Source organism: Glutamicibacter sp. BW80, assembly GCF_002332385.1.
Taxonomy (GTDB): Bacteria; Actinomycetota; Actinomycetes; order Actinomycetales; family Micrococcaceae; genus Glutamicibacter.
In genome coordinates, this window is record NZ_NRGV01000005.1 from 11,518 (window position 1) to 30,667 (window position 19,150).

Annotated in this window: 17 protein-coding genes; 13 read left to right on the forward strand and 4 right to left on the reverse strand. The window is 68.1% G+C overall.

The window, feature by feature from the left end:
* Positions 1-38 precede the first annotated feature (38 nt).
* From guaB to CIK76_RS01440, 3 genes are all read left to right on the forward strand, one after another.
* The gene (guaB, locus tag CIK76_RS01430; protein ID WP_096283025.1) at positions 39-1,544 is read left to right on the forward strand and encodes an IMP dehydrogenase; all 1,506 of its coding nucleotides are present in this window, start codon (positions 39-41) and stop codon (positions 1,542-1,544) included.
* 163 nt (positions 1,545-1,707) lie between these two features.
* On the forward strand, positions 1,708-2,526 hold the full coding sequence (locus CIK76_RS01435; protein ID WP_096283026.1) for a class I SAM-dependent methyltransferase: 819 nt from the start codon (positions 1,708-1,710) through the stop codon (positions 2,524-2,526).
* Positions 2,527-2,612: 86 nt separating this feature from the next.
* Positions 2,613-4,319, forward strand: a complete 1,707-nt coding sequence (locus CIK76_RS01440) for an HNH endonuclease signature motif containing protein (protein ID WP_096283027.1) — start codon at positions 2,613-2,615, stop codon at positions 4,317-4,319.
* Here CIK76_RS01440 and CIK76_RS19540 read toward each other — a convergent pair.
* Positions 4,316-4,507, reverse strand: coding sequence for a hypothetical protein (locus CIK76_RS19540; protein WP_217990323.1), 192 nt, complete (start codon positions 4,505-4,507; stop codon positions 4,316-4,318). The genes CIK76_RS01440 and CIK76_RS19540 overlap by 4 nt on opposite strands.
* Before the next feature lie 4 nt (positions 4,508-4,511).
* Here CIK76_RS19540 and CIK76_RS01445 point away from each other — a divergent pair, with 4 nt between their 5' ends.
* The 7 genes from CIK76_RS01445 to CIK76_RS01475 all read left to right on the forward strand — a co-directional run bounded on the left by CIK76_RS01445 (position 4,512) and on the right by CIK76_RS01475 (position 14,934).
* Positions 4,512-5,840, forward strand: coding sequence for a DUF4872 domain-containing protein (locus CIK76_RS01445; protein ID WP_096283028.1), 1,329 nt, complete (start codon positions 4,512-4,514; stop codon positions 5,838-5,840).
* Positions 5,841-5,962: 122 nt separating this feature from the next.
* Positions 5,963-7,114 (forward strand): GuaB3 family IMP dehydrogenase-related protein, encoded by a 1,152-nt coding sequence (locus CIK76_RS01450; protein ID WP_096283029.1) that lies wholly within the window; start codon positions 5,963-5,965, stop codon positions 7,112-7,114.
* A gap of 177 nt (positions 7,115-7,291) precedes the next feature.
* Positions 7,292-8,080 (forward strand): SURF1 family protein, encoded by a 789-nt coding sequence (locus CIK76_RS01455; protein ID WP_096283030.1) that lies wholly within the window; start codon positions 7,292-7,294, stop codon positions 8,078-8,080.
* A gap of 36 nt (positions 8,081-8,116) precedes the next feature.
* Positions 8,117-8,581, forward strand: coding sequence for a DUF3817 domain-containing protein (locus CIK76_RS01460; protein WP_096283031.1), 465 nt, complete (start codon positions 8,117-8,119; stop codon positions 8,579-8,581).
* Positions 8,582-8,685: 104 nt separating this feature from the next.
* Complete coding sequence (gene guaA / locus CIK76_RS01465) at positions 8,686-10,314, forward strand: glutamine-hydrolyzing GMP synthase (RefSeq protein WP_255248305.1); 1,629 nt, start codon at positions 8,686-8,688, stop codon at positions 10,312-10,314.
* Between the two features lie 223 nt (positions 10,315-10,537).
* Positions 10,538-14,620, forward strand: coding sequence for a DNA helicase (locus CIK76_RS01470; RefSeq protein WP_255248306.1), 4,083 nt, complete (start codon positions 10,538-10,540; stop codon positions 14,618-14,620).
* Complete coding sequence (locus CIK76_RS01475) at positions 14,617-14,934, forward strand: hypothetical protein (RefSeq protein WP_096283034.1); 318 nt, start codon at positions 14,617-14,619, stop codon at positions 14,932-14,934. The genes CIK76_RS01470 and CIK76_RS01475 overlap by 4 nt, the downstream gene beginning before the upstream one ends.
* Here the strand turns inward: CIK76_RS01475 and CIK76_RS01480 are convergent.
* Together CIK76_RS01480 and CIK76_RS01485 are read right to left on the reverse strand one after the other, a co-directional pair.
* Complete coding sequence (locus CIK76_RS01480) at positions 14,931-15,629, reverse strand: RcpC/CpaB family pilus assembly protein (protein WP_096283035.1); 699 nt, start codon at positions 15,627-15,629, stop codon at positions 14,931-14,933. The two genes, CIK76_RS01475 and CIK76_RS01480, sit on opposite strands and share 4 nt — an antisense overlap.
* A 64-nt stretch (positions 15,630-15,693) precedes the next feature.
* Positions 15,694-16,311 carry a 5-formyltetrahydrofolate cyclo-ligase gene (locus CIK76_RS01485; protein ID WP_096283036.1) on the reverse strand — a complete coding sequence of 206 codons (618 nt, stop codon included), beginning with the start codon at positions 16,309-16,311 and terminating at the stop codon, positions 15,694-15,696.
* 74 nt (positions 16,312-16,385) lie between these two features.
* On the opposite strand from CIK76_RS01485, the gene CIK76_RS01490 reads away from it, so the two are divergent.
* Both CIK76_RS01490 and CIK76_RS01495 read left to right on the forward strand, forming a co-directional pair.
* Positions 16,386-17,003, forward strand: coding sequence for a GNAT family protein (locus CIK76_RS01490; protein WP_096283052.1), 618 nt, complete (start codon positions 16,386-16,388; stop codon positions 17,001-17,003).
* Between the two features lie 183 nt (positions 17,004-17,186).
* Positions 17,187-17,975 carry a hypothetical protein gene (locus CIK76_RS01495; protein WP_096283037.1) on the forward strand — a complete coding sequence of 263 codons (789 nt, stop codon included), beginning with the start codon at positions 17,187-17,189 and terminating at the stop codon, positions 17,973-17,975.
* Positions 17,976-18,052: 77 nt separating this feature from the next.
* Here CIK76_RS01495 and CIK76_RS01500 read toward each other — a convergent pair whose 3' ends face one another.
* Positions 18,053-18,553, reverse strand: a complete 501-nt coding sequence (locus tag CIK76_RS01500) for an Lrp/AsnC family transcriptional regulator (protein WP_096283038.1) — start codon at positions 18,551-18,553, stop codon at positions 18,053-18,055.
* 111 nt (positions 18,554-18,664) lie between these two features.
* Here CIK76_RS01500 and CIK76_RS01505 point away from each other — a divergent pair, with 111 nt between their 5' ends.
* Positions 18,665-19,138, forward strand: a complete 474-nt coding sequence (locus CIK76_RS01505; RefSeq protein ID WP_096283039.1) for an NUDIX domain-containing protein — start codon at positions 18,665-18,667, stop codon at positions 19,136-19,138.
* Positions 19,139-19,150 lie beyond the last annotated feature (12 nt).

The window sequence follows — 19,150 nt, forward strand, 5'->3', positions numbered from 1 at the left end:
TTTAAGCAACCTCCGCTTTCGCTCCGAAAGGTTCTTACGTGACTGAGTTCAACCCCTTTGCCTTTGAAGGACTCACCTACGACGACGTCTTGTTGTTGCCTGGCCCCACGGATGTGATCCCCTCCGACGCGGACACCACCACCCGCTTCACCAAGCGCATCAACATCCAGACCCCGATCAGCTCGGCGGCGATGGACACCGTAACCGAGGCTTCCATGGCAATCGCGTTGGCTCGCCAGGGCGGCATCGGCGTGATCCACCGCAACCTGTCCATCGAGAACCAGGCCAAGCAGGTGGACCAGGTCAAGCGCAGCGAGTCGGGCATGATCACCGACCCGGTCACCGTGCACCCCGGCGCCACTCTGGCCGAATGGGACGACCTCTGCGCCCAGTACCGCGTCTCGGGCCTTCCGGTCATCGATGAGAACCGCAAGCTGCTGGGCATCATCACCAACCGTGACACCCGCTTCGTGCCGCGCGAGAACTACATGACCACCAAGGTCTACGAGGTGATGACCGGCATGCCGCTGGTCACCGCCAAGGAGGGCGTCGCCCGGGATACCGTGATCGAGCTGCTCTCCAAGAACCGCATCGAGAAGCTTCCGCTGGTCGACGACTCCGGTGTGCTCACCGGGCTGATCACGGTCAAGGACTTCGACAAGGCCGAGCAGTACCCGCTGGCCACCAAGGACGAGGACGGCCGGCTGCGCGTCGCCGCCGCCGTGGGCTTCTTCGGCGAAGGCTACGAGCGGGCGATGACGCTGATCGAGGCCGGCGTGGACGCGCTGGTGGTTGACACCGCCAACGGACACTCCCAGGGCGTGCTGGACATGATCGCCCGGCTGAAGAAGGATCCGGCCGCCGCGCATGTGGACGTCATCGGCGGCCAGGCCGCCACCCGCGAGGGCGCCCAGGCGCTGATCGACGCGGGCGCCGACGCCATCAAGGTGGGCGTGGGCCCGGGCTCGATCTGCACCACCCGCATCGTCGCCGGCGTGGGCGTGCCCCAGGTCACCGCCATCTACGAGGCCGCCAAGGCCGCCATCCCGGCCGGCGTGCCGCTGATCGCCGACGGCGGCCTGCAGCACTCCGGCGACATCGGCAAGGCGCTGGTCGCCGGCGCCGACTCGGTGATGCTCGGCTCGCTGCTGGCCGGCACCGCCGAATCCCCGGGCGACCTGGTCTTCATGGGCGGCAAGCAGTTCAAGGCCTACCGCGGCATGGGTTCGATGGGCGCGATGGAAACCCGCGGCAAGAACACCTCCTACTCCAAGGACCGCTACTTCCAGGCCGACGCACCCTCCAACGAGAAGCTGATCCCCGAGGGCATCGAGGGCCAGGTTCCATACCGCGGCCCGCTCTCCGCGGTGGTCCACCAGCTCGCCGGCGGCCTGCGCCAGACGATGTTCTACGTGGGAGGGCGCACCATCCCCGAGCTGAAGGCCCGCGGCAAGTTCGTGCGCATCACCTCGGCCGGGCTGAAGGAATCGCACCCGCACGACATCATGATGACCGTCGAGGCGCCGAACTACCGTTCACGCTAAAGCAGCCAGGCCCAGCGCCCCGGACCTTCCCCAGCGGAAGGACCGGGGCGCTTTGCCATGTTCACGGGGGCGCCGCAGGGTTTAAACTAAAGAGCACAGGAGAGTCGCACCCCGCGCGAGCTCGGGGACCTGCACGTCTCTCGCGGCTGCCAAGGAGCAAGTGATGAACAGCATCGAGCCATCCTTCGACCGGTACACCAGCGGCACCCTGCGCGATCGGGTCTTCGCCGCGCTGCGCAGCGCGGGAGTGGATCCGCAGGCCTTCAAGCCGGCTCAGTTGCGCGAGGCGGACCATTTCCACACCGGCGGGTTGCAGGCGACCAGCTTCGTGGCGAATTCCCTCGGACTCGGCGCGGGAACCCGGGTGCTCGACGTGGGCGCCGGCCTGGGCGGGCCGGCGCGCTGCTTCGCCATGCGCGGCGCCCTGGTCACCGGGGTGGACATCACCGCCGAATTTGTGGACCTCGCCCGGGAGCTGGACGCGAACTGCGCGCTGGATCGATCTATCACCATGCTGCGGCGCCCGGGGCACGACACCGGGTTGGCCGACGCCAGCTTCGACGCGGCGGTGCTGATGCACGTGGGCATGAACCTGGCCGACAAGCCTTCGGTCTTCGCGGAGGTCTGGCGGCTGCTGCGCCCCGGGGCGGTCTTCGGCATCTACGACCTGATGGGCACCAACAACCTGCCCTACCCGATGCCGTGGGCCGAGCGGGCCGAGGCCTCCTTCGTGGAATCCGCCGCGGACTACGCCGGCGCGCTGAAGGACGCCGGGTTTGCGATCACCGGGCAGGTCGAGCGCACCGTGGAGGTGCTCGAGGTCCTGGAGCAGATGCGCGGGGCGCTGGCGGCGGGAACCGACCCGCTGGCCACCCCGCTGGTCCTGCGCGAGGACGGCCCACTGGCCGTGGCGAACCTGAGCGCGGCGATCACCTCCCGGCAGCTGGTCCCGCTGCTGATGCTCGCAAGCAAGCCGGCATAGCGCCCGGTTTTTCCCGCGCGGAAGCTTATCCACAGTCCGCGCTCCGCAAGCCCACCCCCTGTTTGTTCGCGGGCATACTCGAACCCATGAACACCACCGCCCTCGGGGACACCCTCAGCCAGCTGGACCGGAAGCTCACCGAGCTCACCGGCCCGGGCTTGTCCCCGAGCCTGGCGGGCACCGACCTGCGGGCCCTATTCACCGGCACGACGCAGCTGCTCGCCACCCTGCGCGAACACCTGGCCGGCACCGAGGACCCGCGCCTGGCCCTGGAACTGGCCACCGCCGGACAAGCACTGGCCGATGAAGCCGCCCGGATGCGCGTGGCCGCCGCGGACCGCATCGCGGCCACCAACGCCCACACCCTCCACACGGACGAACTCGACGCGCTGCGCACCGCCGGAGCCGACACCACCCGGGAAGCGCGCCGCTGCGCCGGGCGGGCCAGCTTCCTGGACCCCGCCGCCCTCTTAGCGTCCTGGCTCCACCTGCCCTATGCCGAAGCGGCCGGCCTCGTCCAGGACGCGAGCGACCTCATTGGCCGCCGGGACCCGGCAGGAAACCTGCTCCCGCCGCGCTTCACCCATCTCTCGGAGCTGTTCACCGCCCCGGACCCCGCCCGCACCCCGGTGCTGCACCCGGCCCTCGTGCAGGAGACCAGCCGCAAGCTGGCCAAACGCGAACCGAAAGACCTGACCTTCGAAGGCACCGGCACCGAGCCGACACTCCTGCACACGGACGGGCGGGCGGTGGAAGAACACGCCGCCGAGGTGCTGCGCGGGGCGCAGAGCGTGAAAGAAGCCGAGAAGCACGTGACGCAGCTGATCAACAACGCCGCCACCACGCCGGGCACCGCCACAAAGGCCTCGCTTCGGCGCGGGTTGCATGCGTTGCCGGTGCGCAATGCGCTCAGCCGGGAGTTCCTTTTGCGGGTGAGCACGCTGGAGGGCGAGGTGCTCGATTCGTTGATCGCGCAGGCCAATAATCCGCGCACCCGGGTGGGGCAGGCGGTGCGCACGAACCCCGGGGACCCTGCACCGTCCCACGACGAAGCAGAAGCATCCGGCGCCACCGAGTCGACCGGCAGCGCACAGAACGGCACCGACGAGGCTGAAGACGCTGCGTCTGACGTTCCCGCACCGGAATCCACCACCGAATCAAGCACCTCCGGTTCTGGTCTCCCGGATTTCCTTCCCGAAGGCGTGGGCAACGAAGCACGCTGGGACCCCGAAGAGACCGAAACCATCGCGACCGTACCCGAACGGGCATTGAACGCACTGCTGGACATCCTCACCACCACTGGTGGAGGCGGGCGGCGGATCCGGCCGGAGGTGATCGTGCATCTGAAGCTCGAAAACCTCCAAGACCTGGCTGCCGGGGATGCGCGCACCGCGCACGGGGTGCATCTGCCGCCCGGCGAGCTGAGACGGCTCTTGTGCCAGGCCGAGATCATTCCGGCGGTGTTCAACTCGAAGAGCGAACTGCTCGATTATGGCCGGGCCCAACGCATCGTGCCGGAGAAGCTCAAGCGGGCGGTGCTGGCCCGCGATGGCGGGTGCATTGTGCCCGGCTGCACCGAGCCGCCGGAGAAGGTGGAGTTCCACCATATTGATCCGTGGTGGCTGGGCGGGCAGACGAAGCTGGGCAATCTGGGGGCTTTGTGCCGTGGTGCGCATATGGATGCCGATGCGGGGCGGATCCAGGTGGTGCTGGTGGATGGGTTGCCGCATGTGATTTTGCCGAAGCATGTTGATCCGGAGCAGCAGCCGCGGCGTAATACGTATTGGGACTAGCCACCGGTTAGCGGGAGAACTCCGTCCACCGCGCGGGGCACGCCACCGCAGGGAGCCAAGGGGGAACGCCAAGGCCTGCGCGTCCAGTGGATGAAAGCGGCAGCCGTGCCCACGTAGAATGAAGGCACGGCGGCACCCACCGGTGCGCGGGAGCTACCCGCCTGCGCGTATCCGTGAACGAAGGACATTATCTTGGCACAACCCGCGAATCTGAAGAAGCTCGCCCGCGAACGCATGGAACGTACCGGGGAGAGCTATACGACCGCGCGCAAGAACATCCTGACAGACAAACCCGAAGGCCCCAAGGCCGTGCGCGCCGCGGCCGCCCGGAACTACGCCAAGGAAGCACGGGATGCCAGGGCGGCAGAGAAAACCGGCAAGAAGCCCAAGCCGGCCCCTGCGCCAGCCCCGTCACCGTCACCGGCGGAGGAGCTTCCCGAATACCCGGCTCCGACCGACGTTGTGCAGTACGACGCGGGCCTCTGGCATCGGGTGCTCACCCAGGCCGGAGTGACCAATCCCGCCACCGGCGAACCGATGAGCGAGGCCCTGCTGGCCGGTCTGGCCGGAGGCATCGGCTTCATGGTCTTCACCTTCGAGTACGAAGAGGTGACCACCGCAACCATCGTCACCCGCGCACACCCCGAGCCGTACACGCAGAACCTGCTCACCCGCAGCGGGGCGAAGGTCAACGAACGCACCACCGGTTCGGCGCAGCGCGCCGCCGAATACCTGGACCACGCGCTGGACGCCGGACGTGCGGTAGTCGTGCGCGTGGCAGTCGGTGCCCTGCCCTGGATCGAATCCAGCGAGGTCGATGAGGCCGAAACCATCGACCTGGCCATCGTCGGCGAACACGAGGATGACCTGCTCGTCGACGACGGATCGGGCTCGCTGATGCCGATCAGCCCGAGCGATCTGGCCGCCGCCCGCGCCAAGCGCAAGAAGGAAAAGCATTGGCAGGCGTGGATTCCTTCGCGCCGTTCGCCCAAGCTTGAAACGCTCACCGCGAATGTGCTCGAGGCGATCACCGAAACCAACGGCCGGCTGCTGGGCACCGCCGAGCTGAAGGGGATCCCGGTGCATTTCGCCAACCGCTTCGGCATCGCCGGCATGCACACCTGGGCCGAACGGCTGCGCGACACCAGCACCAAGAAGGGCTGGACGCAGATCTTCGCCGATCCGCAGCGCTTGAGCGCGGGGCTGGCCCAGCTGCACGGCTTCATGACCGACACCCGCTTCGGCGGCTTCGGCGGCCTGCGCGGGCTCTACGCGGACTTCCTCGACGAATGCGCGGAACTACCCGGCTTGGAACCGCTGGCAGAACACGCCGCGGATTACGCGCAGCTCAGCGCCGACTGGATCGACCTGAGCGAAATGATCGATCCGGACGTGGATCCCGAAGTCCGCAGCGAGCTCTTCGAGCGCATGGCCGATCAGATGGAGCGCATCGCGCAGGCCGAGGAACGCGCCGCCACCGCCCTGGCGGGCACTCTGGCCACGCTGAATCCGGCCGGCTAAGGCGGATCGCGGTGAGCTTGCTCACCGATTTTTCCCGGAATCACGCCCCGTACCTGTATTGGTGCGGGGCGTGCCGCGTGAGATAAAGCGGGAATCTGCGCGGAACTTGGTAACCTTGTCTGGTGAGTAACGAGATTGAGATCGGCCGTGGCAAGCGGGCCACGAAGGCATATTCCCTGGACGACGTAGCGATCGTACCGAATCGCCGCACCCGTGATCCCAAGGACGTTTCGGTGTCCTGGCAGATCGACGCCTTCCAGTTCGACACCCCCATCCTGGGCGCACCGATGGATTCGGTGACCTCCCCGGCCACCGCCATCGCGTTGGGCAAGCTCGGCGGTCTGGGCGTGCTGAACCTCGAAGGGTTGTGGACGCGGTACGAACACCCCGAATCGGTGCTCGCCGAAATCGCGGGACTGAAGTCCGAGGCATCGGTCCGCAACGATTCGAAGATCACCGCGAAGCTCCAGGAGCTCTACGCGGCACCGATCCAGCCCGAGCTGATCAGCTCGCGCATCTCCGAGATCCGCGAGGCCGGCGTGGTCGTGGCGGGCTCGCTGACCCCGCAGCGCACCCAAGAGCACTACAAGACCGTGCTCGATGCCGGCGTGGACATCTTCGTCATCCGCGGCACCACGGTCTCTGCCGAGCACGTCTCGCAGACCACCGAACCCCTGAACCTCAAGCAGTTCATCTACGAGCTCGACGTCCCGGTCATCGTCGGCGGCGCGGCTGGCTACACCCCGGCCATGCACCTGATGCGTACCGGCGCGGCCGGCGTGCTGGTCGGCTTCGGCGGCGGCGCCTCCTCGACCACCCGGCGCACCTTGGGCATCCACGCCCCGATGGCCACCGCCATCGCCGATGTGGCAGCGGCCCGCCGCGACTACATCGAAGAGACCGGCGGACGCTACGTGCACGTGATCGCCGACGGCGGCCTGGGCAACTCCGGTGACATCGTCAAGGCGGTCGCCATGGGCGCCGACGCGGTGATGCTCGGTACCGCCCTGGCGCGTGCCGAAGAAGCTCCCGGGGCAGGATTCCACTGGGGCATGGAGGCCGTGCACGAGGCCAGCCCGCGTGGCGACCGCGCGCAGATCGGCACCGTCGGCAGCCTGGAGAACGTGCTCTTCGGCCCGTCCCACGAGACCAACGGCACCTCCAACCTGGTCGGTGCGCTGCGCCGCTCGATGGCCACCACCGGCTACTCGACGCTCAAGGAATTCCAGCGCGTCGACGTGGTCCTCTCGCCGTATGAGTCCGACCGCTTCTAAATCACTTCACCGCAGTCCCGTCACGCCGATCCCCGGTGCGGCGGGACTGCGGCGTTTAACGCGCCTTCAACGAACGGGGATGCCGGATGGTTCCCAAAGTGCGCAAGCTATCGGGTTAGGCCAATCTCACCCCGTGCCCAGTGGAACTTCTACAAGCAATCGAAGTACCGTTGGAGTGTGCTGAAAACCGCTCTCAAACCCAAATGGATCGCCGCATTGCTCGGTGCGCTGCTCGTGGCCACCGGATTTGTGGCCCTCTCGGGCTGGCAATTCGGGGCCTCCTCCACCGAACCGGCCGTCAAAATCGACGAAACCGAGGTCCCGGTCCCGCTGACCGAGCACTACACCCCGGGTGTGGAGATGCTAGGCACCAAATCGGATCAGATCGTCACCCTCTCCGGCGAATTCCTGCCCGGCACCGACGTGCTGGTCGAGGGCCGCGTGGACGATGACCGCCTTGGCAGCTGGGTGGTAGCGGCCTTCGCCGTAGACGGCGCACCGGACGGCGAGGCGATGGCCGTGGTCCGCGGCTGGCAGCCGGAAACCGGCACCCCGTCCGCGGCCCCCGAGGGCACGGTGGAGATCACCGGGCGCCTGCTGCCGCCCGAAGGCCCGGAGCTGAACCACGATGTGCGCAACCCGGCGCTGGCCACCCTGTCCACCGCGCAGCTGGCCAACATCTGGGACCAGGACCTGTACTCCGGGTTCGTCACCGCACATGCACTGAGCGTCGACGGCCAGCCGGCCGCCCAGCCGGGCATCGACGCGATCTACGTCGGTCCGCAGCCCCAGGAGCCGCAGATCAACTGGCTGAACGTCTTCTACGGCATCGAATGGGTCGTCTTCGCCGGCTTCGCCTTCTTCCTCTGGTACCGGCTGGTGCGCGATGACTACCAGCGCGGCATGGACGATATCGCCGAAGCCGCCGCGCAGAGTGCCGCCCGCGAGAAGCACCTAGAGAACTAGCCCCCACCTCCCACCTTCGGAAAGGACTCCTTGCAGATGTCCAGCACCACTCCCGCCGCCCGCCCCCGCAAATTCGGTGGCACCCCGGCCCAGATCCGCTCGGCCGCCATCTTCTACAAGGTGTTCGCCTACGCCACCGGCGTGATGCTGCTGCTGCTGGTGGCGGAAATGATCTTCAAGTACTTCTGGCAGCTGGAGCTGTTTGTCGGCGGCGAATTGCTGGGCGGCACCGCCAACACCATTTCGATGCTCAACCGCGCCGAAATCAGCGGGGGAGTGAACATCTCGCTGGGCATCCTGATCGTGCACGGCTGGATGTACGTGGTCTACCTGTTCGCCGACTTCCGCCTCTGGTCGCTGATGCGCTGGCCATTTAGCCGCTTCATCACCATCGCCCTGGGCGGGGTGATCCCGTTGCTCTCCTTCTTCACCGAACGCACGGTGCACGCCGAGGTGGACGCCGAGCTGGCTGCCCACCCCAAGGCCGCCAAACGCTACTAGGCCCCGCAGCATCCCCGCCACGCATCATCGTGGCGGGGATTTTTGCTTTCCGCGCCCGATGCATCCGCACCACCTCATGCTCCGGGTGACGCTGATGACACGTCATGCGCTATTTCGCGCCCGGTGAACCGCGTAGACTAGAGCTTGTGACTACTGCTCCCCTCACCCCAGAACATAAGCCGGTTCTGGTCGTCGACTACGGGGCCCAATACGCGCAGCTCATCGCTCGCCGCGTACGTGAGGCCCGTGTGTACTCGGAGATCGTTCCGCACACCCTGTCCACCGAAGCCATCCTGGCCAAGAACCCTGCAGCGATCATCCTCTCCGGTGGTCCCTCCAGCGTTTACGCCGAGGGTGCGCCGAGTGTTGGTGCAGACCTCTTCGAAGCCGGTATCCCGGTCCTCGGCATTTGCTATGGCTTCCAGGCCATGGCAAACGCTCTGGGCGGCACCGTCGCGGAGACCGGCCTGCGCGAATACGGTTCGACCCAAACGACTTTCAACGGCGATGCCCGTTCGCTGCTCGCCGGTGCCGAAAAGGCACCGAACGTGTGGATGAGCCACGGCGACTCCGTCTCCGAGGCACCTGCAGGCTTCGAGGTGCTCGCCACCACGGCAGGGGCCCCGGTCGCCGCCTTCGCCAACGAGGCCAAGCGCCTCTACGGCGTGCAGTGGCACCCAGAGGTCAAGCACTGCGAGTTCGGCCAGGACATCCTGGAGAACTTCCTCTACAACGGTGCGGGCCTGAAGGCCGACTGGACCGCCGGCAATATTGCCGAGGAGCAGATCGAGCACATCCGCACCCAGGTCGGCGACGGTAAGGCCATCTGCGGCCTGTCCGGCGGCGTTGACTCGGCCGTGGCCGCAGCCCTCGTGCAGCGCGCCATCGGCGAGAACCTCACCTGCGTTTTCGTCAACCACGGTCTGCTGCGCGAAGGCGAAGCCGAACAGGTGGAGAAGGACTTCGTCGCCGCCACCGGCGCGAAGCTCTACATCGCCGACGAACGCGAACGCTTCTTGACCGCGCTGGACGGGGTCACCGACCCGGAGACCAAGCGCAAGATCATCGGCCGCGAATTCATCCGTGCCTTCGAGGCCGCGGAGATCGCGATCCTGAAGCAGGAAGCGGGCAAGGGCGAACCGGTCAAGTTCCTCGTCCAGGGCACGCTGTACCCGGACGTCGTCGAATCCGGCGGCGGCGAAGGTGCCTCCAACATCAAGAGCCACCACAACGTCGGCGGCCTGCCCGAGGACCTGGACTTCGAGCTTGTCGAGCCGCTGCGCACCCTGTTCAAGGACGAGGTCCGCGCCGTGGGCCGCGAGCTCGGCCTGCCCGAGGAAATCGTGGGACGCCAGCCGTTCCCCGGCCCGGGACTGGGCATCCGCATTATCGGTTCGGTCAACGAGGAACGCCTGACGCTATTGCGCAAGGCCGACGCCATCGCCCGCGCCGAGCTGACCGCAGCCGGCCTGGACGAGGAAGTCTGGCAGATGCCGGTCGTCCTGCTAGCCGACGTGCGCTCGGTGGGTGTCCAGGGCGATCACCGCACCTACGGCCACCCGATCGTGCTGCGCCCGGTCTCCTCCGAGGATGCGATGACCGCAGACTGGTCGCGCCTGCCGTACGACCTGCTCTCGAAGATCTCGAACCGCATCACCAACGAGGTGGACGGGGTCAACCGCGTGGTACTGGATGTTACCTCCAAGCCACCGGGAACCATCGAGTGGGAGTAATCCCACAGCACTAGCTGGCACGGGTCCGCCCGTGGCCGCCAAGCGGAACCGCCTCACCTGCAGCGCCCCTCTAGGGGACCTTCGGTGAGGTCCGGTTCCGCTTGCCGGGTTTAAAACGTGTTTCGCGCCCCGGTTCTCACCGGTGCGTGCACTACGTTAGGAAGGAGGCGCGCTGTCATTGTGGCGCGCCGTGATGGTCGGTTCAGTGAAGGGAATAACTGTCGTGACTAGTGGCCAAAATGCTGCTGCCGAGCGCGTCGCCACCTGGGTGAAATCCCTGGGCCAGAGTGCCGGCGCCGACACCACCTTGCGATTTGCGCCGTCGATGTCGAACAGCATCGACATCACTCACGCAAATCCATCGGGTTTGGCCCAGTTTCTTGCAGGTCGGCGCACCCGCCTGTCCACCTTGCTGCATGATGCGGAGCAGTTTGCCGCCGCGCGGCGCACCGCACGGGCGCTGAGCGCCAAAACCTCCGAGCTCTGGGAAGAGCGCGGCATCGACGTGGGCTACCTAGCCGCCGGTGTCGCCAATTGGCGTGCCGTGCACGAGGGCAAAAGCGAACCGGTATCCGCCCCGATCATGCTCGGCCGGATCACCCTGACCAAGCACCTGGACCACGACGACTACGACGTGCAGCTGGTAGGCCGCGCGGAGATATCCCCGGCCTTCGTGCGGCAATTCGAGTCCGACCACGAAGCCCGCATCGACGTGGACGCGGTGGACGCCGCGGCCTACTCCATCGCCCGCTTCGACCCGGTCCGCGGCATGGACGCACTGCGCCAGCAGCTCTCCGAGGTCCCCGGCGTGGTCATCGGCCACCGCCTGCTGGTCTCCACCTTCTCCGATCTGATCGACCCTGCGGACCCGGCGAAGCTCACCGGCTCGCACCCGGTGATCGAGGCGCTGATCCGCGCCGAGGACAACGCCGGCGAGCCCGCCGAAGCCGAGCCAACCGCGCCAGCCAAGGCCTCGGCGGACGCGGACTCCGAGACGCCAACCGAGGCGGAACCCGAAGGCAAAACCGAAGAGCCGGCCGGCTCGCGGCTGCGCCGCGTCGCCAGCCTGATCAAGGACTCCTCCAAAACCCGGCGCTCCGGCGAGCCAAGTGCTCCGGCACCGGGCGGCGCCACCCGCAAGGTGCACACCGGAACCAGCGTGCTGGCCAAGAACAGCGACGAACGCGATCCGGCCGAAGAGCTCTACCTGCTGGACGCCGACGAATCCCAGGCGCGCATGCTGGACTACATCTCCTCGGGTGAATCGGTGAGCATCAACGCCGCCGCCGGCACCGGGGCCACGCAGACCGCGCTGAACGCCGCCGGCCTGCTCGCCGCCCAGGGCAAGCGCGTGCTGGTTGTCGCCGAGCAGCGTTCGGCCGCTGAGGAATTCGTGCGCCGCTTCAACGAGCAGCTCGACGCCGGCAGCCTGCTGCTGGAACCCAATGAGGACCCCGAGGCGCTGCGCAACCTGCTGATCCGCGCGATCCTGCGCAACGAGCGCGCCACCGAACCGCAGCTGGGCAGCCTGCTGGAAAAGCTGCGCGCAAGCCGCAATTCCTTGCACGAGCACGTCAAGTCGCTGCATTCGGTGCGCAGCCGCTGGGGCTGCTCGCCCTACCAGGCGATGCAGGAGCTGGCCCGGCTCACCTCGCTGGATCCGGCCCCGTCCACCACCGTGCGGCTCAAACGCTCGGTGCTCGACTCCATGGGCCAGCGCGGCCACGTCGCCGCGCAGCTCAAGCGCGCCGCGCAGCTGGGCGCCTTCTCCAAATCGCACACCACCAGCCCCTGGTTCGGCGCGCCGCTGCGCAACCAGGAGGCCACCGAGCAGGCGCTCACCCTGGCCGGCGGGCTGGGCCGGGACCTGCCGATCCTGCACGAGCACATGCAGAAGATCGCCGCGCAGTCGCAGATCCGCCTGGAGGACAGCTACGACAAGTGGGGGGACCAGCTGCAGCTACTGGTCGCCGTGCGCGGTTCGCTGGACAAGTTCGAGGCGGACATCTTCGAAGGCGAGATCGACGATTTGATCGCCGCCACCGCCTCCAGCGCCTGGCGCCGCGAGCACGGGGTGGAGATGGGGTCCATCGTCCGCTCCCGGCTGCGCAAGATCGCCAAGGAATACGTGCGCCCCGGCATGCATGTCTCCGATCTGCAGGCGGCCCTGCAGGCGGTCTCCGTCCAGCGCGACGCCTGGCGGATCTACGCCACCAGCCAGCGGAACCCCGCGGTTCCCGGCGGGCTGCTGGATGTGGAGGCCGGATACCATGACGCCGGCGCGCGGATCGACAAGCTCGCCGCGGTGCTGCCGGCCCAGCTCGGTGCGCGGCTGCGCGAAATGCCGATCGCCACGCTGCTGGATACCATCGCCGCGCTGGTGGACCGCAAGGAAGACCTGGCCGAGCTGCCCGAACGCACGCTGATCGCCGAGCAGCTCTCCGAGGGCGGGCTGTCGGATCTGCTGGCCGACTTCGCCGAACGGGAAATCGACGCGGATGCGGTGGACGCCGAGCTCGAGCTCGCCTGGTGGCAGTCGGCGCTGGAGGCGATGATCTCCGGGGACGACTTCCTCGCGATGAACGACGGCGCGAAGCTGGAGAAGATCGAGGCGGACTTCCGGCTGGCCGACGGGGCGCATATCGCCTCGGGCCCCTCCCGGATCCGCTGGGCGCTGGCACGCAATTGGAAGGCCTCGCTGGCCGACCACCGGGCCGCCTCCAAGGCGCTGCGCGGCATCCTGAAGGACGGCACGCCCACCGTCGCCGGCCTGCTCGACTTCGGTCCGGCGCTGGTCAACTCGCTGACCCCGGTGTTCGTTTCGGCTCCGCTGCTGCTGGGCAGCGCGCTGCCGGCAGACACCGAATTCGATGCGGTGATCCTGCTGGAGGCCAACTACCTGACGCTGCGCGAGGTGCTCGATGCGGTGCGCCGCTCCAAGCAGGTCATCGCGATCGGCGACGAGATGCTCGGCGGCCCGAAGACCTTCGAGGTGTCGGTGGACCCCACCGCGCGGCTGAAGGAACGCAAGCCCGGGCTCTCCGCGCTCACCGCACTGAACCGCGTGCTGGTCACCGGCACCCTGTCCACCGTGTACCGCGGCATCGACGAGGGGCTGGTCGAGCAGCTCTCGAACACCTACTACGATTCGGCCATCTCGCGCCTGCCCGTGGCCGTGACGATCACCGGAAGCAGCCCGCTGCTCACCGGGGTGTACGTGCCCGATGCCACCGGGACGCTGTCCAGCAGCGAGGAGGGCGTGCAGACCACCGCCGCGGAGGTCGCCAAGGTCGTGGACCTGGTCTTCGCGCACTTCGCCGCGCACTCCACCGAGTCGCTCGCGGTGATCGCCTCGAACCGGGCCCACGCCGCGGCCATCGCCGAGGCGATCCGCGTGCAGCTGCCCAACCACAAATACGCAATGAACGCCCTGCGCTCCAAGGTTGAACCCTTCGTGGTGACCACCATGGACCGGCTGATCGGGGTGCGCCGCGACGCGGTCATCTTCGCCTGGGGCTTCGGGCGGACCCCGCACGGCAAGACGCTGCACGAATTCGGTGCGCTCTCCCGCCCCGGCGGCGAGCAGCTGTTCGTGTCCGCGATGACCCGTTCGCGCAAGCGGATGACCCTGGTCTCCGGGCTGCTGCCGGCCGATGTGGATCTGGACCGGGTGTACCGCGGGGCGCGGCAGTTCTTCGAGCTCTTCGGCCGCGTGCAGGCCGGGGATTCCGGAGTCAGCTCCATGCGCAGCCCGCGTTTCGACGCACTCGTCTCCGATCTGGCCCGGCGCCTGCGCGAACGCGGTGCGATCGTGTCCGAGGACTACCGCGGGGTGCTCGATCTTTCGGCCCACGCACTGGATATGGACGGCGCCGGCGGCGTACGCCCGCTGGCCGTGGTCTACGACGGCACCGAGCACTATGCCGGGCTGACCGTGCGCGAACGCAGCCGGCTGCGTCCGGAATTCTTCGAGAACCACGGCTGGCGCTACGTGCCGCTGTGGACCATCGACGTGTTCACCGACCCGGCCTCGGTCACCGACCGGCTGGCCCGGAGCCTGGAGCTGCGTCCGGCCGCGTCCGCGGCGACGCACACCGGGCCGCGCACCCGGGTGCCGATGGCCCCGCCGGTCTCCGCCAGCTCCGTCACCGCCGACCCGCCGGCCGCGAAGAAGCCGGCGGCCAAACCGGCGGAGCAGCCAGCGCCGAAACCGGCGGCCGCGCAGCCCGCCGAGGAGGCGGTGCCGACCCCCGCGCCGATCCCGGCGCGCGCGGAAGGCGCGGAGTCGAAGCCCGACGGTAAATGAGCAAGCAAGCAGGGCGCACTCCGCCGGCGGGCGGCAAGCCCGCCGGCCGGGTGAAGCGTCCGCGCGTTATCGCCCCTCCCCAGCAGCTGAGCGTCAAGGCCGAACTGACCGGCAGCTATGCGCCGGTGCCCGCCGGCGAATCGGTGGATCGCGCGCTGGCCGCAAGCCGGGACGGTTCTACCGAGAACGCCGAGCAACCAAAGAACCCGCTGGCCGAGCTGCGCGCCAAGGACGATGACCCGCGGATGTGGGGAGAGCCGGCCGAGGACCTGGCCGAAGCGATGAAGCGGGACAAGCCGCCGCACTGGGGCTAGTTCACCAGCACCGCGGACACCTTGCCGCGCGAGACCGCCCCGGCCAGCTCATCGGAGCTGGCATTGGCGGCGGCGACCACGATGATCCCTTCGCCGGGCGTGCCGGCGGCGCTGAACATGCCCAGCTCGCCGCCGCTGTCGCCGCCGGGTACCCAGAGCACCGGCACCGCGCGGGCGATGGTGCGCGAACTGATCTGCTGCTCGAACCCGTCCCCGGTGGTCAAGACGATATCCACCAGTTGGCCCGGATTAATCAGGGTCACCGTCGCCGGATCGCTGAGCCGGATGGGCACCGCGACGGTCCCGGCGGCGGCACCGGTGAGCAGATTCGGTCCGACCAGCAGGTGCTCGCGCAGCACCGTGCCCGCGGGGACCGCCACCGCCAGGCGTTGGCCGAGCACCGCGGCCGGCTCGGTGATCACCTGCCGGTCATCGGGAGCCAGCGGAACGCTTTGCACCTCGATCTGCTGCGCGCTCACCGTGCGCCCGGCGGCGATATCCGCCAGCGCGACCACCACCTGGCGCTGGGCCAGCTGCCCGGTGGCCAGCACGTTCAGCGCCGCGGCCAAGGCCAGCAGGGTGAAGGCCAGCGCCAGCGGTTTGCGGTAGCGGCGGAACAGCTCGCTGCGGCTGCGCGCCGCACGGATCCGGGGCCGCGGAATCACCGGGGTGCGGCGTGGGGATAAATTGCTCATGCCCCCAGCAAAACCCCGCCCGGCACGCTCGCCGCGCGGCCGGCGGCGAACTGTGGGCAACCGGCTAGGGGTCGATGGTGTGCACCAGCTCCGGGGTGATCACCAGGTCCACCGGGCGGTCGTGCGCGTCGACCGGGAAATGTCCGGCGGGCACGTATTCGTCCGCGTAGACCAGTGCGGCGATCCGCGTGGCCTTGTCCGCGACCTGCGGCAGGAAGCGGTCGTAGTAGCCGCCGCCCTGGCCCAGGCGCAGACCCTGCTCGTCGACCAGCAGTGCGGGGATGAACAGCGTGTGCACCGTGTCGAAGAGCCGCGCGCCGTGGCGTTCGCCCACCGGCTCGCGCACCGGGGCCCGCGCGCTGTCCACCAGCTGCACCTCGGGAGTCCAATGCGCCCAGCGCAGCTGGTATTCCGGTTCGCACACCGGCAGGTACACCTCGATGCCCGCCTGCACCAGCCGGGGCAGCAGCACCGAGGTGTCCGGTTCATCGGGCATGGACAGGTAGAGCCCGACCCGGGTGACGGTTCCGGTGGAAGAATCCAGGTAATCGAGCACGCGCGCGGCGAGCTGTTCGGCCAGCAGCGCCGAGCTGTTCGCGGAGATCTTCCGGCGGGCTGCCCGCACGGCGGCGCGCCGGGCCTGCTTGCTCTCGCCCGCTGGTGGGGAAGTGGCTGCATTCATGGTCTTACTCTACGCGCCACCCGGACCGTGGGTCATAAAAGTGCAGGTGAGCTCCGCGGGGATACGATATGTGCATGCTGAGTTTTCTGCGCGGAAAAGCCGCGTTGCCCGAGTTGTCCTCCTCGCGTTTGCTGCTTCGCGAGCTGCTGCTGCGCGATCAGGAGCAATGGCTTGCCCTGCGCTCGGCGAACGCGGGCTGGCTCAAGCCCTGGGACCCGACGAACCCCTTGGGACCGCCGGAGCCGATGAGCTTCCGGCAGCTGCTCGTCGCCAAGCGGGCGGCGGCGCGCGAGGGCACCGGGTACTCCTGGATTATGACGCTGCCGCAGCTGCACCGGGGGAACCCGCCGATCATCGGGCAGATTTCGGTCAGCGGCATCCAGTACGGGGCGGCGCGCTCCGCCTCGCTGGGCTATTGGATCGACGGCGCCCATGCGGGCTACGGGTTGGTCCCGGAGGCCTGCGCGCTGGTGATCGACCACTGCTTCCAACAGCTGGCGCTGCACCGGGTGGAGATCAACATCCGCCCGGAGAACACCCCGAGCCTGCGCGTGGTGGATAAGCTGGGCTTCCGCGATGAGGGGCTGCGCAAGGGGTTCTTGCATATCGACGGGCAATGGCGCGATCATCGAACATTTGCACTAAACCGCGAGGAGCTGCGCGGCAGCATGCTAGAACGCATCTACGAATAAAGCGGTGCGTCCGTTGGCCGAACCCCCGCTGCGGGCGCAGAAGTGCCCATCACTTGCGAATTCTTGCGGACACACCGAGAAAATTGCCCGTGGTTGCCTCCGGCGTTGCATAGTGTTGACCGAGGAAGCTAACTATTCGGCTTCCACCTGATCTGACCGTTCAAACGGTGTTGGAGGACCCCCATGGCTGGCACGTCACAGAGCGAAACGCGAGCGCAGTCTGCCGCGAGCGGACTGAAGATCCGTGTGCGCTATGGGCGGTTGGCGGTGGCGGTGCTCGGCCTGTTGGCGGTGCTCGCCACGCTTCTCGGCCTCGTGCTGGCGCCCTTCACCGCGCTGAGCTTCTCCGCCGTGGGCATCTTCTTCGCCATCGCCCTGGGTTCGGTGGCCACGCTGCGTGCCCTGGCGGTGCGTGATCGCAACCGCAAGCTGCTGGCGCATCTGCAGGCCACCCGCGAGCAGGCCCTGCAGACCCCGGCCTTCGCCGACGAGGCGAACCAGGTCATCTCCCGCAAGGCAGCCGAGGATGAGGTTTTCGACGCCCGCCCGGGTTCCGCCCGCCGCGCCCCGGCAATCACCGCCGAGGAACTGCGTGCCGAAGCGGTGCGCGTGGCCCGCGGGGACGGCGGCGTGAAGCAGCCGGCCACCTGGGAGCCGACCAAGGTGCCTAAGCCGACCTACGTGGAGGTGCGCGAGGCGACGCAGCGCGAAATCGTCGCCCGGGTGCGTCCCGAGCCGATCCCGGTCTCCGAGCCGCTGCGCCCCACCAAGCACATCAGCCTCAAGGCCGCCGAGGGCGCCAAGCGCCTGGCCGCCGAGGTCTCCGCCGAGGAACGCGCCTCGATCGCCAGCGTCGTGGCCAAAACCGAAGCCCCAGCGCCGGCGCCGGTGGAAAAGCCGGTCGAAGCCCCGGTGCCAGCGGCCAAGCCGAAACTGAATCTGGACGCCGTCATGCAGCGCCGCCGCGCCTAGCACACCGTACGAGGAAGGCCCGCATCGACAAGGATGCGGGCCTTCTGTCTTGCCCAGAGGCTTTGGCTCCGGCGGGCCTAGAGTTCGCCGAAGGGCAGCGGACCGCGGTTTCCCAGCTGGTGGTCGAAGACGAGCGTGGTTTCGGTGTGCCCGACCGATTCGTCGGTGGCCAGGTTGTCCAGCACCCAGTCGCGCAGCGCCTCGGTGGAGCCGACGGCGATATGCAGCAGGTAGTCGGTGCCGCCGGAGACGTGGAACATCGAGAGCACCTCGGGCAATTGCGGGATGCGCTGGCGGAAGGTGTCGATCTTCTCCCGGTCGTGGGCGCGCAGCTTGACCGAGATCAGCGCCTGCACGGTGCGCCCCACCGCGGCCAGCGAAACCTCCGCGTGGTAGCCGGTGAGGATGCCGCGGTCCACCAGCGAGCGGGTGCGCAGCAAGGCGGTGGACGGGGCGATGCCCGCGCGCTGCGCGAGCGTCGCATTGGAGATGCGGGCATTGCTGACCAGCTCGTCGATGATGATTCGATCGATCTCGTCCAGATCGGTGCCGAAGGGAGACTCTGCGTGCGATGACATAAGAATATTTCACCATACCCGCCGCCGTTCGTTGAAATGTTTGGCAGTTTTCTGCTTCGCCTTCGGCTCGGATCCCGCCGCCGGCGGCGCCCGGCCGATATATTGGAGCCTATGACACGACGCTCCGAAACCACCGGTGAACCCTTCGACACCCGCCTGGCGGCCTACGCCCTGGTGGAGCACGAGTCCAAGGTGCTGCTCACGCTGTGGGACATGCGTCATCGCGATGCCAGATTCACCCCGCGCTGGTCCTTGCCCGGGGGAGGGGTGGACCTGGGCGAACAGGCCACCGACGGGGTCGTCCGCGAGGTCTACGAGGAGACCGGCTACCACGTGGGCCAGCTCTCCCTGCTCGATGTCAGTACCGGCATCATCCCCGCCGCGAAGCGCTACTCCGGGGATGGGCACCCGATGCAGACCGTGGCCGTGACCTACCGGGCGCGGCTGCTCGGCGGTCAATTGCGCCACGAACAGGACGGCTCCACCAGCGAAGCTGCCTGGTTTACCCGGGAGGAAATCCTGGGGCTGAACCGGATCGAACGGGTGGACAGCATCCTGCGTTTGACCTCGCCCGGCGTGCGCTAGCGCAAAAGTAAG

Coding starts and splice junctions, on each gene's coding strand:
- CIK76_RS01500 (WP_096283038.1), bottom strand. CDS start 18,553: ATGTCATCGCACGCAGAGTCTCCCTTCGGCACCGATCTGGACGAGATC.
- CIK76_RS01505 (WP_096283039.1), top strand. CDS start 18,665: ATGACACGACGCTCCGAAACCACCGGTGAACCCTTCGACACCCGCCTG.
- CIK76_RS19540 (WP_217990323.1), bottom strand. CDS start 4,507: ATGTCCTTCGTTCACGGATACGCGCAGGCGGGTAGCTCCCGCGCACCG.
- CIK76_RS01460 (WP_096283031.1), top strand. CDS start 8,117: ATGTCCAGCACCACTCCCGCCGCCCGCCCCCGCAAATTCGGTGGCACC.
- CIK76_RS01440 (WP_096283027.1), top strand. CDS start 2,613: ATGAACACCACCGCCCTCGGGGACACCCTCAGCCAGCTGGACCGGAAG.
- CIK76_RS01490 (WP_096283052.1), top strand. CDS start 16,386: ATGCTGAGTTTTCTGCGCGGAAAAGCCGCGTTGCCCGAGTTGTCCTCC.
- CIK76_RS01480 (WP_096283035.1), bottom strand. CDS start 15,629: ATGAGCAATTTATCCCCACGCCGCACCCCGGTGATTCCGCGGCCCCGG.
- CIK76_RS01435 (WP_096283026.1), top strand. CDS start 1,708: ATGAACAGCATCGAGCCATCCTTCGACCGGTACACCAGCGGCACCCTG.
- CIK76_RS01475 (WP_096283034.1), top strand. CDS start 14,617: ATGAGCAAGCAAGCAGGGCGCACTCCGCCGGCGGGCGGCAAGCCCGCC.
- CIK76_RS01495 (WP_096283037.1), top strand. CDS start 17,187: ATGGCTGGCACGTCACAGAGCGAAACGCGAGCGCAGTCTGCCGCGAGC.
- CIK76_RS01485 (WP_096283036.1), bottom strand. CDS start 16,311: ATGAATGCAGCCACTTCCCCACCAGCGGGCGAGAGCAAGCAGGCCCGG.
- guaA (WP_255248305.1), top strand. CDS start 8,686: ATGCGCTATTTCGCGCCCGGTGAACCGCGTAGACTAGAGCTTGTGACT.